Origin of the sequence: Streptomyces sp. NPDC005962 (assembly GCF_040629205.1) — a bacterium.
Classification (GTDB): Bacteria; Actinomycetota; Actinomycetes; order Streptomycetales; family Streptomycetaceae; genus Streptomyces.
Genome location: NZ_JBEXVE010000002.1, coordinates 30,936 through 49,905, shown reverse-complemented (window position 1 = coordinate 49,905; position 18,970 = coordinate 30,936). Strand labels below are relative to the sequence as shown.

Annotated in this window: 13 protein-coding genes; all 13 read left to right on the top strand. The window is 69.2% G+C overall.

Going from position 1 to position 18,970, the window contains the following annotated elements:
* Positions 1-7 precede the first annotated feature (7 nt).
* Positions 8-3,217, top strand: coding sequence for an alpha-L-rhamnosidase (locus tag ABZ370_RS04230; protein WP_358616188.1), 3,210 nt, complete (start codon positions 8-10; stop codon positions 3,215-3,217).
* 32 nt (positions 3,218-3,249) lie between these two features.
* Positions 3,250-4,410, top strand: a complete 1,161-nt coding sequence (gene rhaI, locus ABZ370_RS04225; RefSeq protein WP_358616185.1) for an L-rhamnose isomerase — start codon at positions 3,250-3,252, stop codon at positions 4,408-4,410.
* Between the two features lie 74 nt (positions 4,411-4,484).
* Positions 4,485-6,524, top strand: coding sequence for a bifunctional aldolase/short-chain dehydrogenase (locus ABZ370_RS04220; protein WP_358616183.1), 2,040 nt, complete (start codon positions 4,485-4,487; stop codon positions 6,522-6,524).
* 258 nt (positions 6,525-6,782) lie between these two features.
* Entirely contained in the window at positions 6,783-8,321 is a 1,539-nt protein-coding gene (locus tag ABZ370_RS04215) for a rhamnulokinase family protein (protein WP_358617406.1), read from the top strand.
* On the top strand, positions 8,312-9,064 hold the full coding sequence (locus ABZ370_RS04210) for a (Fe-S)-binding protein (protein ID WP_358616180.1): 753 nt from the start codon (positions 8,312-8,314) through the stop codon (positions 9,062-9,064). Before ABZ370_RS04215 ends, ABZ370_RS04210 begins: the two co-directional genes overlap by 10 nt.
* Before the next feature lie 29 nt (positions 9,065-9,093).
* Positions 9,094-10,575, top strand: coding sequence for a lactate utilization protein B (locus ABZ370_RS04205; RefSeq protein WP_358617403.1), 1,482 nt, complete (start codon positions 9,094-9,096; stop codon positions 10,573-10,575).
* Entirely contained in the window at positions 10,572-11,243 is a 672-nt protein-coding gene (locus tag ABZ370_RS04200; RefSeq protein WP_358616178.1) for an LUD domain-containing protein, read from the top strand. The genes ABZ370_RS04205 and ABZ370_RS04200 overlap by 4 nt, the downstream gene beginning before the upstream one ends.
* 108 nt (positions 11,244-11,351) lie before the next feature.
* Positions 11,352-11,939 (top strand): hypothetical protein, encoded by a 588-nt coding sequence (locus ABZ370_RS04195; RefSeq protein ID WP_358616176.1) that lies wholly within the window; start codon positions 11,352-11,354, stop codon positions 11,937-11,939.
* Entirely contained in the window at positions 11,939-16,579 is a 4,641-nt protein-coding gene (locus ABZ370_RS04190; RefSeq protein WP_358616174.1) for a putative T7SS-secreted protein, read from the top strand. Before ABZ370_RS04195 ends, ABZ370_RS04190 begins: the two co-directional genes overlap by 1 nt.
* On the top strand, positions 16,579-16,968 hold the full coding sequence (locus tag ABZ370_RS04185) for a hypothetical protein (RefSeq protein ID WP_358616172.1): 390 nt from the start codon (positions 16,579-16,581) through the stop codon (positions 16,966-16,968). Before ABZ370_RS04190 ends, ABZ370_RS04185 begins: the two co-directional genes overlap by 1 nt.
* Before the next feature lie 20 nt (positions 16,969-16,988).
* Positions 16,989-17,375, top strand: coding sequence for a hypothetical protein (locus tag ABZ370_RS04180; RefSeq protein ID WP_358616170.1), 387 nt, complete (start codon positions 16,989-16,991; stop codon positions 17,373-17,375).
* Positions 17,376-17,380: 5 nt separating this feature from the next.
* Positions 17,381-17,902 carry a S1 RNA-binding domain-containing protein gene (locus ABZ370_RS04175; RefSeq protein WP_358616168.1) on the top strand — a complete coding sequence of 174 codons (522 nt, stop codon included), beginning with the start codon at positions 17,381-17,383 and terminating at the stop codon, positions 17,900-17,902.
* Between the two features lie 355 nt (positions 17,903-18,257).
* On the top strand, positions 18,258-18,965 hold the full coding sequence (locus tag ABZ370_RS04170; protein ID WP_358616166.1) for a haloacid dehalogenase-like hydrolase: 708 nt from the start codon (positions 18,258-18,260) through the stop codon (positions 18,963-18,965).
* Positions 18,966-18,970 lie beyond the last annotated feature (5 nt).

Sequence of the window (18,970 nt, the reverse complement as noted above, 5' to 3'; positions counted from 1 at the left end):
GGTGCTCGTGATCAGCAGGCGCCATCTGCTCGCCACTACGGCCGGTACCGGTACGGCCCTCACAGGTCTGCCCGCCCTCGCCCCGTCCGCCGCCGCCTCCGCCCCCGACGGGGAGGGGCCGGGGCTGCGGGTGCGGTCCACGACGGTCGAATACGCCGCCCGCCCGATCGGCCTCGACACACCCCGCCCCCGGCTCGGCTGGGTCCTCGGCTCGGACGCCCGCGACCAGGTGCAGAGCGCGTACCACATCCGGGTCGCCACCTCCCCGGACAAGCTCGGCTCCCCCGACGTCTGGGACAGCGGCAGAACGGCATCACGCCAATCGGTCCTGGTCCCCTACGACGGCCCGGCGCTGCGCCCGCGCACCCGCTACCACTGGTCGGTCCGCGTCTGGGACGGCCACGGCCGTCCGTCCCCCTGGTCCGCCCCCGCCTGGTGGGAGACCGGGCTGCTCAGCACCGGGCAGTGGCAGGCCCGCTGGATCGCCGCGCCCACCGCGGTGACCGCGCCCCCGGCCCTGGACGGAGCCTCCTGGATCTGGTTCCCCGAGGGCGACCCGGCCAACGACGCCCCCGCGGCCACCCGGTGGTTCCGCACCACCGTCCGCGCCACCGGCACGGTCCACCGCGCCCGTCTGGTGGTGGCGGCCGACAACGGCTTCACGGCCTATGTCAATGGCACCGAGGTCGCCGCCCGCGAGGCGCTGGACGCGCAGAAGTCATGGGCCCACCCGGCCACCGTCGACGTCACCGAATTCCTGCGTCAGGGCGCCGCCACCCTCGCCCTCTCCGCCACCAACGCCCAGAAGGGCCCGGCCGGGCTGCTGGCCACCCTGGAGCTCACCACCGAGGACGGCACCACCCACCACCACACCGACGCCACCTGGCGGACGGCCGACGAGAAGCCCCCCGCCACCTGGACGGCCCCGGACTACGACGACGGCGGCTGGTCCACCGCCAGGACGCTCGCACCCTGGGGCAGCGGGCCGTGGGGCAAGGTGGTCCCCCTCCGGGCCCCCGCCCAGCTGCGCCGTGCCTTCCGGCTCACCAAGCCCGTCGCGCGCGCCCGGCTCTACGCCACGGCGCTCGGGCTCTACGAAGCCCACATCAACGGCGTCCGCGTCGGCCGCGACCAGCTGACCCCGGGCTGGACCGACTACCGCACGCGTGTGCGGTACCAGACCTACGACGTCACCGACGCCCTCCGCCGCGGGGCCAACGCCCTCGGTGTGACCCTCGCCCCCGGCTGGTACTCCGGGAACATCGCCTGGCTGGGCCAGGACCAGTACGGGGACAACCCCGCGCTGCTCGCCCAGCTGGAAGTCACCTACACCGACGGCAGCACCGAGCGCGTCACCACCGACCAGCAGTGGCGCGCGGCCACCGGCCCCCTGCTGACGGCCGATCCCCTCATGGGCGAGAGTTACGACGCCCGCCGGGAGACCCCGGGCTGGACCTCACCGGGCTTCGACGACACCGGCTGGCGGCCCGCCACCACGGCCGCGGACATCACCGCCGAGGTCGTGGCCCAGGCCGACGCACCGACCCGGGTGGAACGCGAGATCACCCCCGTCAAGGTCACCGAACCCACCCCCGGCGTGTACCTGTACGACCTGGGCCAGAACATGGTCGGCAGCGTCCGCCTCACGGTCTCCGGCCCGGCCGGCCGCACGGTCCGCATCCGCCACGCCGAGGTGCTCAACCCGGACGGCACCGCGTACACCGACAACCTGCGCACCGCCCGCCCCGTCGACACGTACACCCTGGCGGGCGGCGGCCCCGAAACCTACGAGCCGCGCTTCACCTTCCACGGCTTCCGCTACGTCGAGGTCACGGGCTACCCCGGGAAGCCTCCCCTCGACGCGGTGACCGGCCGGGTCATGCACACCGCGGCCCCGTTCACCATGTCCTTCCACACCGACGCGCCCCTGCTCAACCAGCTGCACTCCAACATCACCTGGGGCCAGCGCGGCAACTTCCTGTCCATCCCCACCGACACCCCGGCCCGGGACGAACGGCTCGGCTGGACCGGCGACATCAACGTGTTCTCCAGCACGGCCGCCTACACCATGGAGTCGGCCCGCTTCCTCACCAAGTGGCTCCAGGACATGCGCGACGGCCAGAGCGCGGACGGCGCCTTCCCCGATGTGGCCCCGGTCGTCAGCGGCCTCGGCAGCGGCACCGCGGGCTGGGGCGACGCCGGGGTGACCGTCCCCTGGAACCTGTACCAGGCGTACGGCGACACCCGGGTCCTGCGCGAGAACTGGCCCGCCATGCGCGGCTGGATCGCGTACCTGGAGAAGCACAGCACCGATCTCCTGCGCCCCGCCGAGGGCTACGGCGACTGGCTCAACGTGGACGACGAGACGCCCAAGGACGTCATCGGCACCGCGTACTTCGCCCACGCCACCGACCTCGTCGCCCGCACCGCACACGTCCTGGGCGAGGACCCCGGCCCCTACGAGGGCCTGCTGACCCGCGTCAAGAGCGCGTTCACCGCCGCGTACGTCTCCGCCGAGGGCCGGATCAAGGGCGACACCCAGACCGCGTACGTCCTGGCGCTCTCGATGGACCTGCTCCCCGCCGCGCTCCGCGAACCGGCGGCCGACCGCCTCGTCGCCCTCATCGAGGACCGCGACGGCCATCTGTCCACCGGCTTCCTCGGCACCCCCCGGCTGCTGCCGACGCTCACCGACACCGGCCACACCGACGTCGCCCACCGCCTCCTCCACCAGCGCACCTTCCCCTCCTGGGGCTACCAGATCGACCGGGGCGCGACCACGATGTGGGAGCGCTGGGACTCCATCAAGCCCGACGGAAGCTTCCAGGACGTCGGGATGAACTCCTTCAACCACTACGCCTACGGCTCGGTCGGCGCGTGGATGTACGAGAACATCACCGGCATCGCCCCGGCCGCCCCCGGCTTCCGCGCGATCCGCGTCCGGCCCCGCCCCGGTGGCGAGGTGCGCTCGGCCGAGGGCCGCTACGACTCCCTCTACGGCCCGATCACCACGCGCTGGACCCAGCGGGACGAAAACTTCGAACTCACCGTGTCCCTCCCCGTCAACACCACCGCCGAGATCTGGGTCCCCGCCCGCCGCGAGTCCGACGTGACCCAGCGCGGCGCCCGCTTCCTGCGCCTGGCGGACGGCTGCGCGGTATATGCCGCGGGCTCGGGTTCCCACCACTTCTTGACGCGCACCGACCTGCGCGCTTAGCTTTCTTGAATCGTTTCACACCGAGGAGACCCATGTCTGACGTTCCGGCCGTGAAGGCAGCCCTCAAGAGCCAGGCGATCGAGACGCCGTCATGGGCGTACGGCAATTCCGGAACCCGCTTCAAGGTGTTCGCCCAGCCCGGTGTCCCCCGCACCCCTCGGGAGAAGCTGGACGACGCCGCCCAGGTGCACGCCTTCACCGGTGTCGCCCCCACCGTCGCCCTGCACATCCCCTGGGACAAGGTCGACGACTACGCGGCCCTCGCCAAGTACGCCCAGGAGCGCGGGCTGAAGCTGGGCGCGATCAACTCCAACGTCTTCCAGGACGACGACTACAAGCTGGGCTCGGTCACCCACCCCGACCCGGCGGTCCGCCGCAAGGCCGTGGACCACCTCCTGGAATGCGTCGGCATCATGGACGCCACCGGCTCCCGCGACCTCAAGCTCTGGTTCTCCGACGGCACCAACTACCCCGGCCAGGACGACATCGCCGCCCGCCAGGACCGTCTCGCCGAGGCCCTGAGCACCGTCTACGACCGCCTCGGCGACGACCAGCGCATGCTGCTGGAGTACAAGTTCTTCGAGCCCGCCTTCTACACCACGGACGTCCCGGACTGGGGCACGGCTTACGCCCACTGCCTCAAGCTCGGCCCCCGGGCCCAGGTCTGCGTCGACACCGGCCACCACGCCCCCGGCACCAACATCGAGTTCATCGTCGCCCTCCTGCTGCGCGAGAAGAAGCTCGGCGCCTTCGACTTCAACTCCCGCTTCTACGCCGACGACGACCTCATGGTCGGCGCCGCCGACCCGTTCCAGCTCTTCCGCATCATGTACGAGGTCATCCGTGGCGGCGGCCTCGCCTCCGACATCGCCTTCATGCTCGACCAGTGCCACAACATCGAGCCCAAGATCCCGGCGATCATCCGCTCCGTGATGAACGTCCAGGAGGCCACCGCCAAGGCCCTCCTGGTCGACCGGGACGCCCTCGCCGCCGTCCAGCGGTCGGGCGACGTCCTCGGCGCCAACGCGGTCCTGATGGACGCGTACAACACCGACGTACGCCCCCTCCTCGCCGAGGTCCGCGAGGAGCTGGGCATCGACCCCGACCCGATGGCCGCGTACCGGGCGTCCGGCTGGGCGGAACGGATCGTCGAGGAGCGCGTGGGCGGCGAACAGGCGGGCTGGGGCGCGTAACGCCTGCGCCGCCCCTCCCCGAACCCGGGGCTCCGCCCCACTGAGACAGCTCCGCACTCCACACAGAGGACGACATGACCGCAGAACTCCACCCCGAAGCGGCCACGCTGCTGGAGCGGAGCCACCGCCTCGGTGCCGATCCGCGCAACACCAACTACGCGGGCGGCAACACGTCCGCCAAGGGCACCGACACCGACCCCGTCACCGGCCAGGACGTCGAGCTGATGTGGGTCAAGGGCTCCGGCGGCGACCTCGGCACCCTCGCCCCCACCGGCCTCGCCGCGCTCCGCCTGGACCGCCTCCGCGCCCTGACCGGCGTCTACCCGGGGGTGGAGCGCGAGGACGAGATGGTCGCCGCGTTCGACTACTGCCTCCACGGCAAGGGCGGCGCGGCGCCGTCCATCGACACCGCCATGCACGGCCTGGTCGACGCCGCCCATGTCGACCACCTCCACCCCGACTCCGGCATCGCCCTGGCCTGCGCGGCCGACGGCGAAGCGCTCACCAAGGAGTGTTTCGGCAACCAAGTGGTCTGGGTGCCCTGGCGCCGCCCCGGCTTCCAGCTGGGCCTGGACATCGCCGCCATCAAGAAGGCCAACCCCCAGGCCATCGGCTGCGTCCTCGGCGGCCACGGCATCACCGCCTGGGGCGACACCTCCGCCGCATGCGAGGCGAACTCGCTCCGCATCATCCGCACCGCCGAGACGTTCCTGACCGAACGCGGCAAAACGGCCCCCTTCGGCCCCACCATCCACACCACCCTCCCCCCGGCCGAGCGCCGCGCCCGCGCCGCCGCGCTCGCCCCGGCGATCCGGGGCCTGGCCTCCACGGACCGCCCGCAGGTGGGCCACTTCACGGACAGCGACACCGTCCTGGACTTCGTCTCCCGCGCCGAACACCCCCGCCTGGCGGCGCTCGGCACCTCCTGCCCGGACCACTTCCTCCGCACCAAGGTCCGCCCCCTGGTCCTGGACCTCCCCCCGGACACCCCCCTCGACGAGACGATCGCCCGCCTCCAGGAACTCCACGCCACCTACCGCACCGACTACGCGGCCTACTACGACCGCCACGCCACCCCCGACTCCCCCGCGATGCGCGGCGCGGACCCGGCCATCGTGCTGATCCCGGGCGTGGGCATGTTCAGCTACGGCAAGGACAAGCAGACGGCCCGGGTCGCGGGCGAGTTCTACGTCAACGCGATCAACGTGATGCGAGGCGCCGAAGCGGTTTCCAGGTACGCCCCCATCGAGGAGTCGGAGAAGTTCCGCATCGAGTACTGGGCACTGGAAGAGGCCAAGCTCCAGCGCATGCCGAAGCCCAAGCCCCTGGCCACCCGGATAGCCCTGGTGACCGGCGCGGGCTCGGGCATCGGCAAGGCGATCGCACAGCGCCTGGTGGCCGAGGGCGCGTGCGTGGTGGTGGCGGATATCAATCCGGACTCAGCGGCCTCGGTCGCCACGGAACTGGGCGGCCCGGACAAAGCAATCCCCGTAACAGCAGACGTCACGTCGGAAGACGACATCAAGGAAGCCTTCACCACCGCAGCCCTGGCCTTCGGCGGCGTGGACCTCCTGGTCAACAACGCCGGTATCAGCATCTCCAAACCGCTCCTGGAAACCACGGCCAAGGACTGGGACCTCCAGCACGACATCATGGCGCGCGGCTCCTTCCTCGCCTCCCGCGAGGCGGCCCGCGTGTTCATCGCCCAGAACATGGGCGGCGACATCGTATACATCGCCTCCAAGAACTCCGTCTTCGCGGGCCCGAACAACATCGCGTACTCCGCCACCAAGGCCGACCAGGCGCACCAAGTACGCCTTCTAGCCGCCGAGTTGGGCGGCCACGGCATCCGCGTCAACGGTGTGAACCCCGATGGCGTCGTCCAGGGCAGCGGCATCTTCGCGGGCGGCTGGGGCGCCCAGCGCGCGGCGGTGTACGGCGTGCCCGAGGAGAAGCTGGGCGAGTTCTACGCCCAGCGCACCCTGCTCAAGCGCGAGGTGCTCCCGTCCCACGTGGCGAACGCGGTCTTCGCGCTCACCGGCGGCGATCTGTCCCACACCACCGGACTGCACATCCCGGTGGACGCCGGGGTCGCGGCGGCGTTCCTGCGCTGACGCGCGCGTGAGGGGGACGGGGTCGCAGGGGTGGGGTCCTGGACGATGACGTGTATTTGTGGCGCACACTCCCGGCCCACCCCACGTCCCCGGGCACCAGCGCCAAAAATATACGAGTCCAGGGCCCTGCCCCGGAGGCCCCGGCACCCGCCCCTACCGGACCACCGCAACCAAGAACCCACCCACCACGAGGTCAAGGTGCCCCCCAAAGAACACCGCTTCGCCGCCGTAGACCTCGGTGCGTCCAGCGGCCGCGTCATGGTCGGCCAGGTCACCCCGGACACGCTGACGCTCCACGAGGCGCACCGCTTCCCCAATGAACCGGTGCGCCTCAACGGCACCCTGCACTGGAACATCCTGTCCCTCTACCAGGGCGTCCTGAACGGCCTCAAAGCAGCAGCGGCAACCGCCACCACCCCCCTGACCAGCATCGGCATCGACAGCTGGGCGGTCGACTACGGCCTCCTCGACGCCACCGGCACGCTCCTCGCCACCCCCGTCCACTACCGCGACACCCGCACCACCGGCGCGGCCGAAAAGGTCGCGGCGGCCCTCCCGCCACCGGCCCTCTACGCCGCCACCGGACTGCAGCACCTCCCCTTCAACACGATCTACCAGCTCATCGCCGCCCAGGGCACGCCCGCCCTGACCGCCGCCCACCGCCTGCTCCTGATCCCCGACCTCATCGCGTACTGGCTGACGGGCGAGGCGGGCACGGAGCTGACGAACGCGTCGACCACCCAGCTCATAGACCCCCGCACCCGCACCTGGTCGGCCCACGTGGCGAAAACCCTCGGCATCGACCTGGCCCTCTTCCCGCCCCTGCGCCACCCCGGCACCCCGGCCGGAACCCTCCTCCCGGACGTCCTGGCCGAAACAGGCCTCCCGCACCCCACCCCCGTCACGGCGGTCGGCTCGCACGACACCGCCTCCGCCGTCGTCGGTGTGCCCGCCACGAGCCCCCATTTCGCGTACATCGCCACCGGCACCTGGTCACTGGCCGGGCTGGAGCTGGACGCGCCGGTCCTCACCGAGGCGAGCAGGCGGGCGAACTTCACCAATGAGCTGGGCGTGGACGGCACGGTGCGCTATCTGCGCAACATCATGGGCCTGTGGCTGCTCCAGGAATGCCTGCGCACCTGGGAAAACACCGGGGAAACCACCAGGAAAAACACCATGGCGAGCACCGGGGGAAACACCAGCGAGAGCACCAGGAAGACCACCGGAATCCGCACACCCCACCACCTCCCCGCCCTCCTGGACGCGGCGGCCCACGCCACCCCCCTCCGCTCCGTCGTGGACGCGGGCGACCCCGCGTTCATCGCCCCCGGCGACATGCCCGCTCGCATCGCCGCCGCCTGCCGCCGCACCGGCCAGCCCGTGCCCCGTACCCCCGCCGAGACGACCCGCTGTGTCCTGGACTCCCTCGCCCTGGCGCACCGCCGCGCGATCGAGGACGCCGTCCGGCTGTCCGGCCGTACGGTCGACACCGTGCACATCGTCGGCGGCGGCGCGCACAACACGCTCCTGTGCCAGCTCACCGCCGACGCCTGCGGCCTCCCGGTGGTCGCGGGCCCGGCCGAGGCGGCGGCTCTCGGGAACATCCTGGTGCAGGCGCGTACGGCCGGAACGATCAGCGGCGGCCTGTCCGACTTGCGCGCGCTCCTTCACAGCACCCAGCCGCTGAGGCAGTATGAGCCCACAGGTGATCATTCGGCGTGGGACAGGGCAGCCTCCCGCCTGGAAGGCGCACAGGTCACCGAGACCGAGGCGGCCGAGGAGGAACCGTGCGCGTAGCGCTCTTCATCACCTGCGTCAACGACACGCTCTATCCACGCACGGGTCAGGCGGTGGTCGCCCTGCTGGAGCGGCTGGGCGTGGAGGTGGGCTTCCCGCCGGAACAGAGCTGCTGCGGTCAGCCGCAGTTCAACACGGGCTACCGCCACGACACCGAACCCCTTCTCCGCCGCTATGCCACCGCCTTCCGCGACTACGACTACATCGTCACGCCCTCCGGCTCGTGTGCCGCGATGGTGCGCGACAACTATCCGCGGATGGGTGCGAAGGCCGCCGCCGAGGGCCGTGGCCAGGAGCTGGCGGACCTCGCGGCCGCCGCCGTCCCGAAGACGTACGAGCTGACCGAGTTCCTGACCAACGTCCTCAAGGTGACGGACGTGGGCGCCTACTACCCGCACACCGTGACGTACCACCCCACCTGCCACGGTCTGCGCATGCTCGGCCTGGGCGACCGGCCGCGCGCGCTCCTCACCGCGGTCGAGGGGCTGGACCTGGTGGAGCTGCCGGGCGCGGAGGAGTGCTGCGGTTTCGGTGGCACGTTCGCGGTCAAGAACGCGGCCGTGTCGGCGGCGATGGGCGCGGACAAGGCGCGCAACATCACGGCGACCGGTGCCGAGGCGGTCTGTACGGTCGACAATTCCTGCCAGATGCACATCGGCGGCACGCTCGCCCGCCAGGGTTCGACGGTCCGCCCCGTGCACATCGCCGAGATCCTGGCCAGCACGGAAGGGGACATCTGGTGAGCGGAACCCACCAAGCCACCTACCTCGGGATGCCCGCCTTCCCGACGGCGGCCAACGCCTCCACCCGCGACACCCAGCTGCGCGCCAACCTGCGCCACGCCACCCACACCATCCGCGCGAAGCGCGCCACGGCGGTGTCCGAGCTGGACGACTGGCAGCCGCTGCGCGCCGCGGGCGCGGCCATCAAGGACCGTACGCTGCGCCACCTCGACCACTATCTGGAGCAGCTGGAGAGCGCGGTCACGGCGGCCGGGGGCCAGGTGCACTGGGCGGCGGACGCGGACGAGGCGAACCGGATCGTCACCGAGCTGGTGCGGGCCACAGGCGAGCGCGAGGTCGTCAAGGTCAAGTCGATGGCCACGCAGGAGATCGGGCTGAACGGCGCGCTGGCCACCGCCGGGGTCACGGCGTACGAAACCGATCTCGCCGAGCTGATCGTGCAGCTCGGCGACGACCTCCCGTCCCACATCCTGGTCCCGGCGATCCACCGCAACCGCGGCGAGATCCGCGACATCTTCGCCGAGAAGATGGCCGAGTGGGGCCGCCCGGCGCCCGACGGGCTGACCGACGCGCCCGCCGATCTGGCCGAGGCGGCGCGCCTCCACCTCCGCGAGAAGTTCCTGAACGCCAAGGTGGGGATCTCCGGCGCCAACTTCATGATCGCGGAGACCGGAACCCTGGTCGTCGTCGAGTCCGAGGGCAACGGCCGGATGTGTCTGACCCTCCCCGAGACGCTGATCTCCGTCGTCGGCATCGAGAAGGTGATCCCCACCTTCCAGGACCTGGAGGTCTTCCTCCAGCTCCTCCCCCGCTCCTCCACCGCGGAGCGGATGAACCCGTACACCTCCACCTGGACCGGCACCACGGACGGCGACGGCCCGCGCACCTTCCACCTCGTCCTGCTGGACAACGGCCGCACCGACACCCTCGCGGACACCGTGGGCCGTCAGGCGCTGCGCTGCATCCGCTGTTCGGCGTGTCTCAACGTGTGCCCGGTGTACGAGCGGGCGGGCGGCCACGCGTACGGCTCGGCGTACCCCGGCCCGATCGGCGCCATCCTCACCCCGCAACTGCGCGGCACCCAGAGCGAGTTGGACGCTTCCCTCCCGTACGCGTCCTCGCTGTGCGGCGCGTGCTACGAGGTGTGCCCGGTGGCCATCGACATCCCCGAAATCCTGGTCCACCTGCGCGAGCGGGTGGTCGAGGGCGGCCCGGCGTCGGTGCGCGGCACCCGCACGGTCGTCAAGCCCGCCAAGGGCCACGCCGCGGAACGGGCCGCCATGCGGGCCGCGGGCTGGGCCCTGGACCACCCCGGCGTGCTGCGCACCGGCCAGCGCCTGGCCGCCCGCACCCGCCGCTTCCACCCGCGCCGACTGCCCGGCCCGGGGCGGGCGTGGAGCGACACCCGCGAGCTGCCGAAGGTACCGGCGGAGTCGTTCCGCGACTGGTGGCAACGCACCCGGGGCGCGGCCGAAGCCGCTGACGCCCACGACGCGAGGAAAACCCCATGACCACCTCCCCGCCCGGCTCCCCCTCCGGCTCCCGCGCCTTGGTGATGGCCCGTATCCGCCGCGCCCTGGCCGACGTCCCCCGCGCCGAGACGCCGCCCGAGGTGACGGTGGACCGTACGTACCACCGCGCACACGGCGACCGCACCACCGCCGAGACCGTCGACCTGCTCGCGGAGAACCTCGCCGACTACCGCGCGATCGTCCACCGCACCACGGCCTCCGCCCTCCCCTCCCTCATCGCGAGCCTGCTCACCGCGCGCGGCGCGACGAGCGTGGTCGCCCCGTCCGGCCTGCCCGCCGAGTGGCTGTCCGCCACCGATGCCGTACGGCTGACGGACTCCCCCGCCCAGACCCCCCATGACCTGGACGACGTGTCCAGCGTGGTCACCGCCTGCGCGGTGGCCGTCGCCGAGACCGGCACTATCGTCCTGGACGCCGACACCGACCAGGGCCGCCGCCGCATCTCCCTCGTCCCCGACCACCACATCTGCGTGATCCGCGTCCCGGCCCAGGTCGTGGACTCGGTCCCGCAGGCCCTCGAACGCCTCGACCCGGCCCGCCCGTTGACCTGGATCTCGGGCCCGTCGGCGACGAGCGACATCGAACTGGACCGCGTAGAAGGCGTCCACGGCCCCCGCACCCTGGAAGCGGTCCTCGTCACGGACTGACCCCCTCCACGAACACGATCACTCCCGCACACCCTCCGTCGCTCACGGTGATCGTGTGTCGTACGGTGCTGGTTGGATGGGGACCGTGTCGAATGGGGAGGACGAGCGGTGAGCGGCGGCGCCAAGGGCGGCAACATAGACCTGGCCTTCGACAAGGATTCGCAGGCTCAGATCGTGAAAGGGCTGCGGGCGGCGATCGGCGAACTGAAGGAAATTGCCTCGGCGTCGGACGCCGAGACGGGGGCGGGGTTCGAGGAACTGTCCATGACGTCCATGGAGGCCGGACACAACGGCCTGGCGAAGGACTTCGAGGACTTCTGCGAATTGTGGGACTGGGGTGTGCGCGGCCTGATCGAGGACGCCAGCAAGCTCGCGGAGAAGGTAGGACTGGCGGCCGGCTCTCAGTGGGAGCAGGAGCAGTACACCCAGGGGACGTTCAAGGTGGCCGCGAACTCGATGCTGGGCAACCCGCACCTGGATGAGAAGACGATCGTGAAGAAGGACATGGGGGATCTGATCTCGGTCGACACCTGGACGCCGGACTACAGCAAGGAGTCTTTCGAGAAGAGCGTGGCCGACTCCGAGAAGGCCTGGGACGCCGCCGGCGAGGAGGCGGGCCATCGGTATAAATCGACCGGCATTCAGCATTTCGTCGACCAGGCTGCCGAGGAGAGCGCCGAGAAGGGCGGGCACTGATGGGTCCCGACCTGACCCCCGACTGGATGGACGACGCCGTCGAGAAGGGCAAGGAGGCCCTCGGTGACGGCGTCGAATGGGCCGGTAACAAGACCGCGGACGGGCTGGACAAGGTCGGCTGGGAGAGCGGGGCGGACGCGGTCCGCGACAAGTCCCGTTCCGCCGCGAACTACCTGGGCGCGGACGTCGCCGAGATGCAGCTCGGGGAGACACAGGACCCCAAGAAGCTGATCTACGGCAGCGTGAGCAGAATCCGCTCCACGGTGAAGCACCTGAAGGACTTCGAGTCGGCGTTCGAGAAGGTCGGCAACGGTCTGAAGGCCCTGGATTCCTCCCACTGGAAGGGCGAGGCGGCCGACGCCTTCCGCGACGAGGTGTCCGTCAAGCCGAAGGAGTGGTTCAAGGCAGCGGACGCGTGCAAGAAGGCCGCCGGGGCGCTGGAGGACTTCGCCGGGACGGTGGAGTGGGCGCAGGGCCAGGCGCAGGACGCGATCGACGCGTACAAGGCGGCCAAGACCGCGTCCGACGAAGCCCGTTCCGCGCACAACGCGAAGGTGGACACGTACAACACGGCCGCCGAGACGTACGACAAGAAGGTGGAGTCCGGCAAGCACCCGGGCGCCAAACCCACCAAGCCGGGCGAGTTCCACGACCCCGGCACCGCCAAGGCGAAGGCCGCGCAGGAGAAGCTGGACGAGGCGCGGCGCCAGCGGGACGAGGCGGTCATCGCGGCGCGCAAGGCAGTCCAGCAGGCCAAGGACGCGGCCCCGCCGAAGCCGTCGTACGGCAAGCAGTTCGGGGCCGGCCTGGACGGGCTGGACGCGGACGCGATGCACTTGACGGGCGGAGTCATCAAGGGCGTCGCGGGGCTGAACTCGTTCGCGCGCAGCCTGAATCCGATGGACCCGTACAACCTGACCCACCCGGCCGAGTACCTCACGAGTCTGAACAGCACGGCGGCCCAGCTCCACACGGTGGCGAGCAACCCGGGCCCGGCCCTCAAGAACATGTACAACGAGTTCTCCAAGGACCCCTCGGAAGGCCTGGGCCGAGCCCTCCCCGAGCTGCTCGGCACGAAGGGTCTCGGCGCCGCTCGCAAGGGGGCCACGCTCGGCAAGTCCGGTCGTCTCCTGAACAAGGCTCGCGAGGCGATAAAGGGCCGCAAACACGGCGAGAACACCACCGAGCACAAGAACAAATGCAGCGACGGAACCGACCCGGTCGACCTGGCCACCGGGAAGATGTACCTCCCGCAGACGGACGTCTCCCTGCCGGGCGCGCTGCCGCTGGTGTTCCGCCGCCAGGTGGAATCCGGCTACCGGGTGGGCCGGTGGTTCGGCCCGTCGTGGTCGAGCACGGCGGACCAGCGGCTGGAGATCGATGCCGAGGGTGTCATCTTCGTGAGCGAGGACGGCCTGCTGCTGTCCTACCCTCACCCAGCCCCGGATGTCCCGACCCTCCCCGAGGCAGGCCCCCGCTGGCCCTTGGAGCGGGACCCCCACGGCGACTACACGCTCACCGATCCCGCCACCGGCTGGGTCCGCCACTTCAACGGCCCACGGGACGTGGACCCGGGCGGTGACGGGGTCGCACTGCTGGAGCAGATATCCGATCGCTCCGGTCACTGGATCACCTTCGAGTACGACGCCGAGGGCACCCCGACCGCCATCGCGCACAGTTCCGGGTACGAGCTGAAGCTCATCACCACCGAGGGCCGGATCACCGCCCTCCACCTGGCGGGTGCCGCGGCGGACGGCGGCGACCAGGAGCTGATCCGCTACGCGTACACGGACGGCAACCTCACCGAGGTCATCAACTCCAGCGGCCTGCCCCTCCAGTTCGAGTACGACGAAGAACGCCGCGTCATAGCGTGGGTCGACACCAACGACCGTCGATACGACTACGCGTACGACAACCAGGACCGCTGCATCGCCGAGGGCGGCGAGGCGGGCCACGTATCCATCCACATCTCGTACGACGAGGTGGATCAGGCGACCGGCCACCGCGTCACGAGGGTGACCACGTCCGAGGGCCACACCACCCGCTACTTCATCAACGACGCGGGGAAGGTGGCCGCCGAGACCAACCCCCTGGGCCACACCACCCGCACCGAGTACGACCGCAACGACCGCGTCCTCTCGCGCACCGACGCGCTGGGCCGCACCACGGCTTTCGTCTACGACGAGGCAGGCCACCTCACCCGGATCACCGCCCCCGACGGCAGCGAATCGACGGCGACGTACAACGCCCTCGGCCAGCCGACGTCCATCACAGGCCCGGACGGCGCCACCTGGACCCAGACGTACGACGAGGCGGGCCGCCGCACCTCGGCCACCGACGCGGCGGGCCACACGGCCCGCTATTCCTACGACTCGTACGGCCACCTGTCGTCCGTCACCAACGCGCTGGACGAAACCACGCTGGTCCAATGCGACAAGGCAGGCCTACCAGTAAAGATCACCGACCCACTGGGCGCGGTGACCCGCTACGAGCGCGACGCCTTCGGCCGCCCGATCACGATCACCGATGCGGTCGGAACCAACACCCACCTCGCCTGGACGGTCGAAGGCAAACTCACCCGCCGCACCAACCCCGACGGCTCCAGCGAAACCTGGACGTACGACGGCGAAGGCAACCGCACCACCCACACCGATGCCATCGGTGCCACCACCACCTTCGAATACACCCACTTCGACCTGCTCGCGGCCCGCACCGGCCCGGACGGCGTGCGGTACGAGTTCGAGCACGACGAAGCCCTTCGCCTCACCCAGGTCACCAACCCGCAGGGCCTGACCTGGTCGTACGAGTACGACCCGGCAGGTCGTCTGACGTCGGAGACGGACTTCGACGACCGCACGCTGACCTACGAACACGACGCGGCCGCCCAGCTGATCCGCCGCACCAACCCCCTCGGCCAGTCCGTCGCGTACGAACACGACGTGCTCGGCCAGATCACCCGCAAGACCGCCGACGACCAGGTGACGACCCTCAGCTACGACCCAGCAGGCCGCCTGACCACGGCGACAGGTCCCGACACCGAAGTGGTCCACCAACACGACCGTCTGGGCCGCATCAAGTCGGAGATGGTGAACGGCCGCGTCCTGGCCCACTCGTACGACCCCCTGGGCCGCCGCACCCGCCGCGTCACCCCAAGCGGCGCGATCACCACATACACCTACGACGCGGCAGGCAACCGCACCGCCCTCACCGCCGGTGGCCACACGTTGGCCTCCGAACACGACGAGGCGGGCCGCGAGACAACTCGCCGGATCGGCGACAATCTGACGGTCACCAACGCCTGGGACTCCCTGGGCCGTCTGACCGAACAATCCCTGACGGGCGCATCCGACCCGTCCCCCATCCAGCATCGCACCTACACCTATCGCGCGGACGGCAACGTCACCGCCATCGACGACCGTCTGAGCGGCCCGAGCACCTTCGACCTGGACTCGGCAGGCCGCGTGACAACAGTCCGCGCCACTGGCTGGACCGAGACGTACGCCTACGACGAGGCAGGCAACCAAACCCAAGCCACCTGGCCCACAAAGGGCGCACCTCAGGAAGCCACCGGCCCCCGCGCCTACACCGGCACCCGCATCACCCGCGCGGGCGCCATCCGCTACGAACACGACGACGCGGGCCGCCTCACCCTCCGCCAGAAAACCCGTCTCCCGAAGAAGCCCGACACCTGGCACTACACCTGGGACACCGAAGACCGCCTCACCAACGTCACCACCCCCGACGGCACGGTATGGCGCTACCTCTACGACCCCTTCGGCCGCCGCACCACAAAACAATGCCTCACCGCCGACGGCGAAACCGTCCTGGAACAAACCGACTTCACCTGGGACGGCCCGACCCTAATCGAGCAAACAACCACCACCCTGGACCTCCCGAACCCCATAACCCTCACCTGGGACCACGACGGCCTACGCCCCATAGCCCAGACCGAACGCATCACCGAAGCCACCACTCAGCGCGAAATCGACGCCCGATTCTTCGCCATCATCACCGACCTGGTGGGCACCCCCACTGAACTGGTCGACGAATCAGGCACCATCGCCTGGCACACCCGCTCCACCCTCTGGGGCACCACCACCTGGGCCGCCAACAGCACGGCCTACACCCCGCTTCGTTTCCCGGGCCAATACTTCGACCCGGAAACCGGCCTCCACTACAATTTCCACCGCTACTACGACCCAGATTCCGCCCGCTACCTCTCCCCCGACCCTCTAGGCCTAACCCCCGCACCCAACCCCACAACCTACGTTCACAACCCCCACACCTGGGGTGACCCACTCGGTCTCGGCCCCTACCCCATCGATCCTCCAAAAGTGACCGTCACCAATACCCCGGAAGTCGCTGCCCCTAAGCCTCTTAAGCCCCACCAAGCCATGGACGCCTGGAAGGACTTTCTAGGCGAAGGCCCTTATACAAATATTCACCCCCGGACAGGGGAAGTAGACCCAAACCGCCTCGTTTCAGCAGACGGCCAGCGCAGCATTCGGCTTGGCCCACACGAGATGAACAGCAAACCGACGAAATTCCATTTCCATATGGAAACTTGGAACTTCGTCTCCCCCACCAACGAATGGGTGGTAGGAAACACGATGGTTCGAGTGCCCTTGGGGTTGAAATAATGGAGATAAAGATCCTCCGAGTACTTGACCCCGGGCTTGGCGCAGTGGAATTTACCTGCCCCGCAGGACATGCATGGGGGTTTTGGAAGGGAGACGAAGAAGCGACAGTCGGGGTCTTTCATGTAGAGCTTGAAATCTCCGAGCCGATTTCCGCATGGCTCCCCCCCAGTTACCCGCATGCGCAAATCAAGGGCGAATACGGCGAAGACGCGCAAGGCGTGACAATCTCAGGCACGGTAGAGAGAGTGGACGAAGATTGCGTGATCTCCTTCAGGATCCAATCAGATGTCGTTCTACTCGAAACCTCACAGGCCGCACAAAAAGTGACACAAGGTGATTTCGTAGCATTTACGACATGCGCCCTGGAGCTATACCCATACGAGCTGTGAGCCCTCACCGCCGAGAGGCTGTGGAAGTCAAGCAGTACTCCGAGCTTGCCGAAATCGCGAAGTCAAATCTGCTCTCGGATTCAGAGTCGCTCCCGGCTCAGGACCAAAAAGGCCCGAAGCCTAGCCCTAGGCATCACGTTCGACGATGGTGGCGTAAGGGGCTCGCTGACGTGGTAGAGGTCAACAAGGTCGGATACACCCGGGCCGGGGGGGACGAGGCAGGGAAATACGTCAAGGTGCAGGAGCTCGCCGACTCCCCGCCGAGCTACCTGATCTTAGTGGCACGCGACCAAGACTTCCAGGACGGCTGTGGCGACTACTGGGTGGAGAATTACGAGTCCTTGCAAGGATTTTTCGCGGAAGGTAACTGGGTTGTCGACTGGAGAGAGAGGCACACGCACGAGTGAAGCCCATGCAGACGCCCGAAGACGATTCCGCCAGCGCATTCCTCAGCTCCTTGCAGACAGGCCAGGTTTGCAGGGGGGTCGTAAAGTCCGTGACGGACTTCGGCGTGTTCGTGGATCTCGGTGACGCTGTCGGCATCGTGACCGTACCCAACCTTTCCTGGAAGCGGATCGACCATCCTTCACAGGCGGCCAATGTAGGTCAAGAAGTCATCGTTACCGTGTTGAGCGTCGACCTCGACCACAGGCAGGCGTCGCTATCCCTGAAGGAGCTGCAGCAGGACCCCTTTCTCAACTTCGCACGCACCCGTTTCGGATCGACCGTAATGGGGATCGTCACCAAAATGACCCCTGTAGGGGTGTTCACTCAGCTGGAAGATGGCATCCTGGGATTCTTTCCCAATTCCGAGTTCACGAGCGGCAGGATTACTGCACAGGTGGGCGATACATTGACCGGCACAATCACATACATCAACGTTGAGCGCCGCCAGGTGTTTCTTTCGCCCAGTGCAGCCGTAGAGAACACATGACCACCCTCAAGCCGCCGGACACGGGACCGCTGAGATCAAGGAACCACAGGCAGCTGTGCGCCCTGGTTCGAGAGGCTCACAACACATCCTCGCCCGGCTACACCTGACAGCGATCTGACCGAGTTCCTCACCGCCTCAGGCAACAACGGGACCCGGAGGACGGGCTCACGACGTCACAGCTGGAGATCCTCCACTGCCCGTACTCACGCCACGGTGACGGCATGATCCGCCGCCAGCGCCGCCTGGAGCAGATCGTCCGCACCAGCGGGCAACCGCGGCCGAACGCGTCGGCAGGCCATGGCCCCGCCACAACGACAGCGCATGCGCGTGTACCTCCCACGTCTACGCTGCCACCATGCCTAACGACCTCACCCCCGAGCCCTCTCTGATCCTCTGGGATGTCGACCAGACGTTGGTCAGCATCAAGGGTGGGGTGAGCCGCAGTCTCTATGAGCGGGCCTTCGCCAAGGTGACGGGCAAGCCGCTCGGGGAGTTGGCGGACATGGCGGGGCGCACCGAGCAGGCCATCATGGTGGAGACGCTACGTCTCAACGGCATTGATGATCCGGAAGCGCTGTTCGACGACTTCTACGCCGCCCTGACGACGGCAGCCGAAGAGCTGAAGGGGCGCATGCGGGAGGTCGGGGTCGTGTTGCCCGGTGCTCGGGATGCCATCGCCTCGTGTGCCGGGCGGGGCGCCGTGCAGTCGGCGGTTACCGGCAATCTTCGCCCGGTCGCCATCACCAAGCTGGCCGCGCTCGGCCTGGGTGATGGGTTCGACTTCGAGGTCGGCGGCTACGGCGACGACGGCAGCGATCGCGCCGACCTCGTGCGTCGGGCGCGCAAGCGGGCGTCGGAGAAGTACGGGTACGCCTTCGACGGCCGGCAGACCGTTGTCATCGGGGATACCCCGCACGATGTTCGCGGTGCCCTCGATGCCGAGGCTCTGGCCGTGGGGGTCGCCAGCGGCCGCAGCTCCGCCGGGGAGTTGAGCGGGGCCGGGGCGGACATTGTGTGGGAAAGTCTCGTCGATTTCAGCCCTGAAGCGCTGGGGTGGGGGTAGCCGCT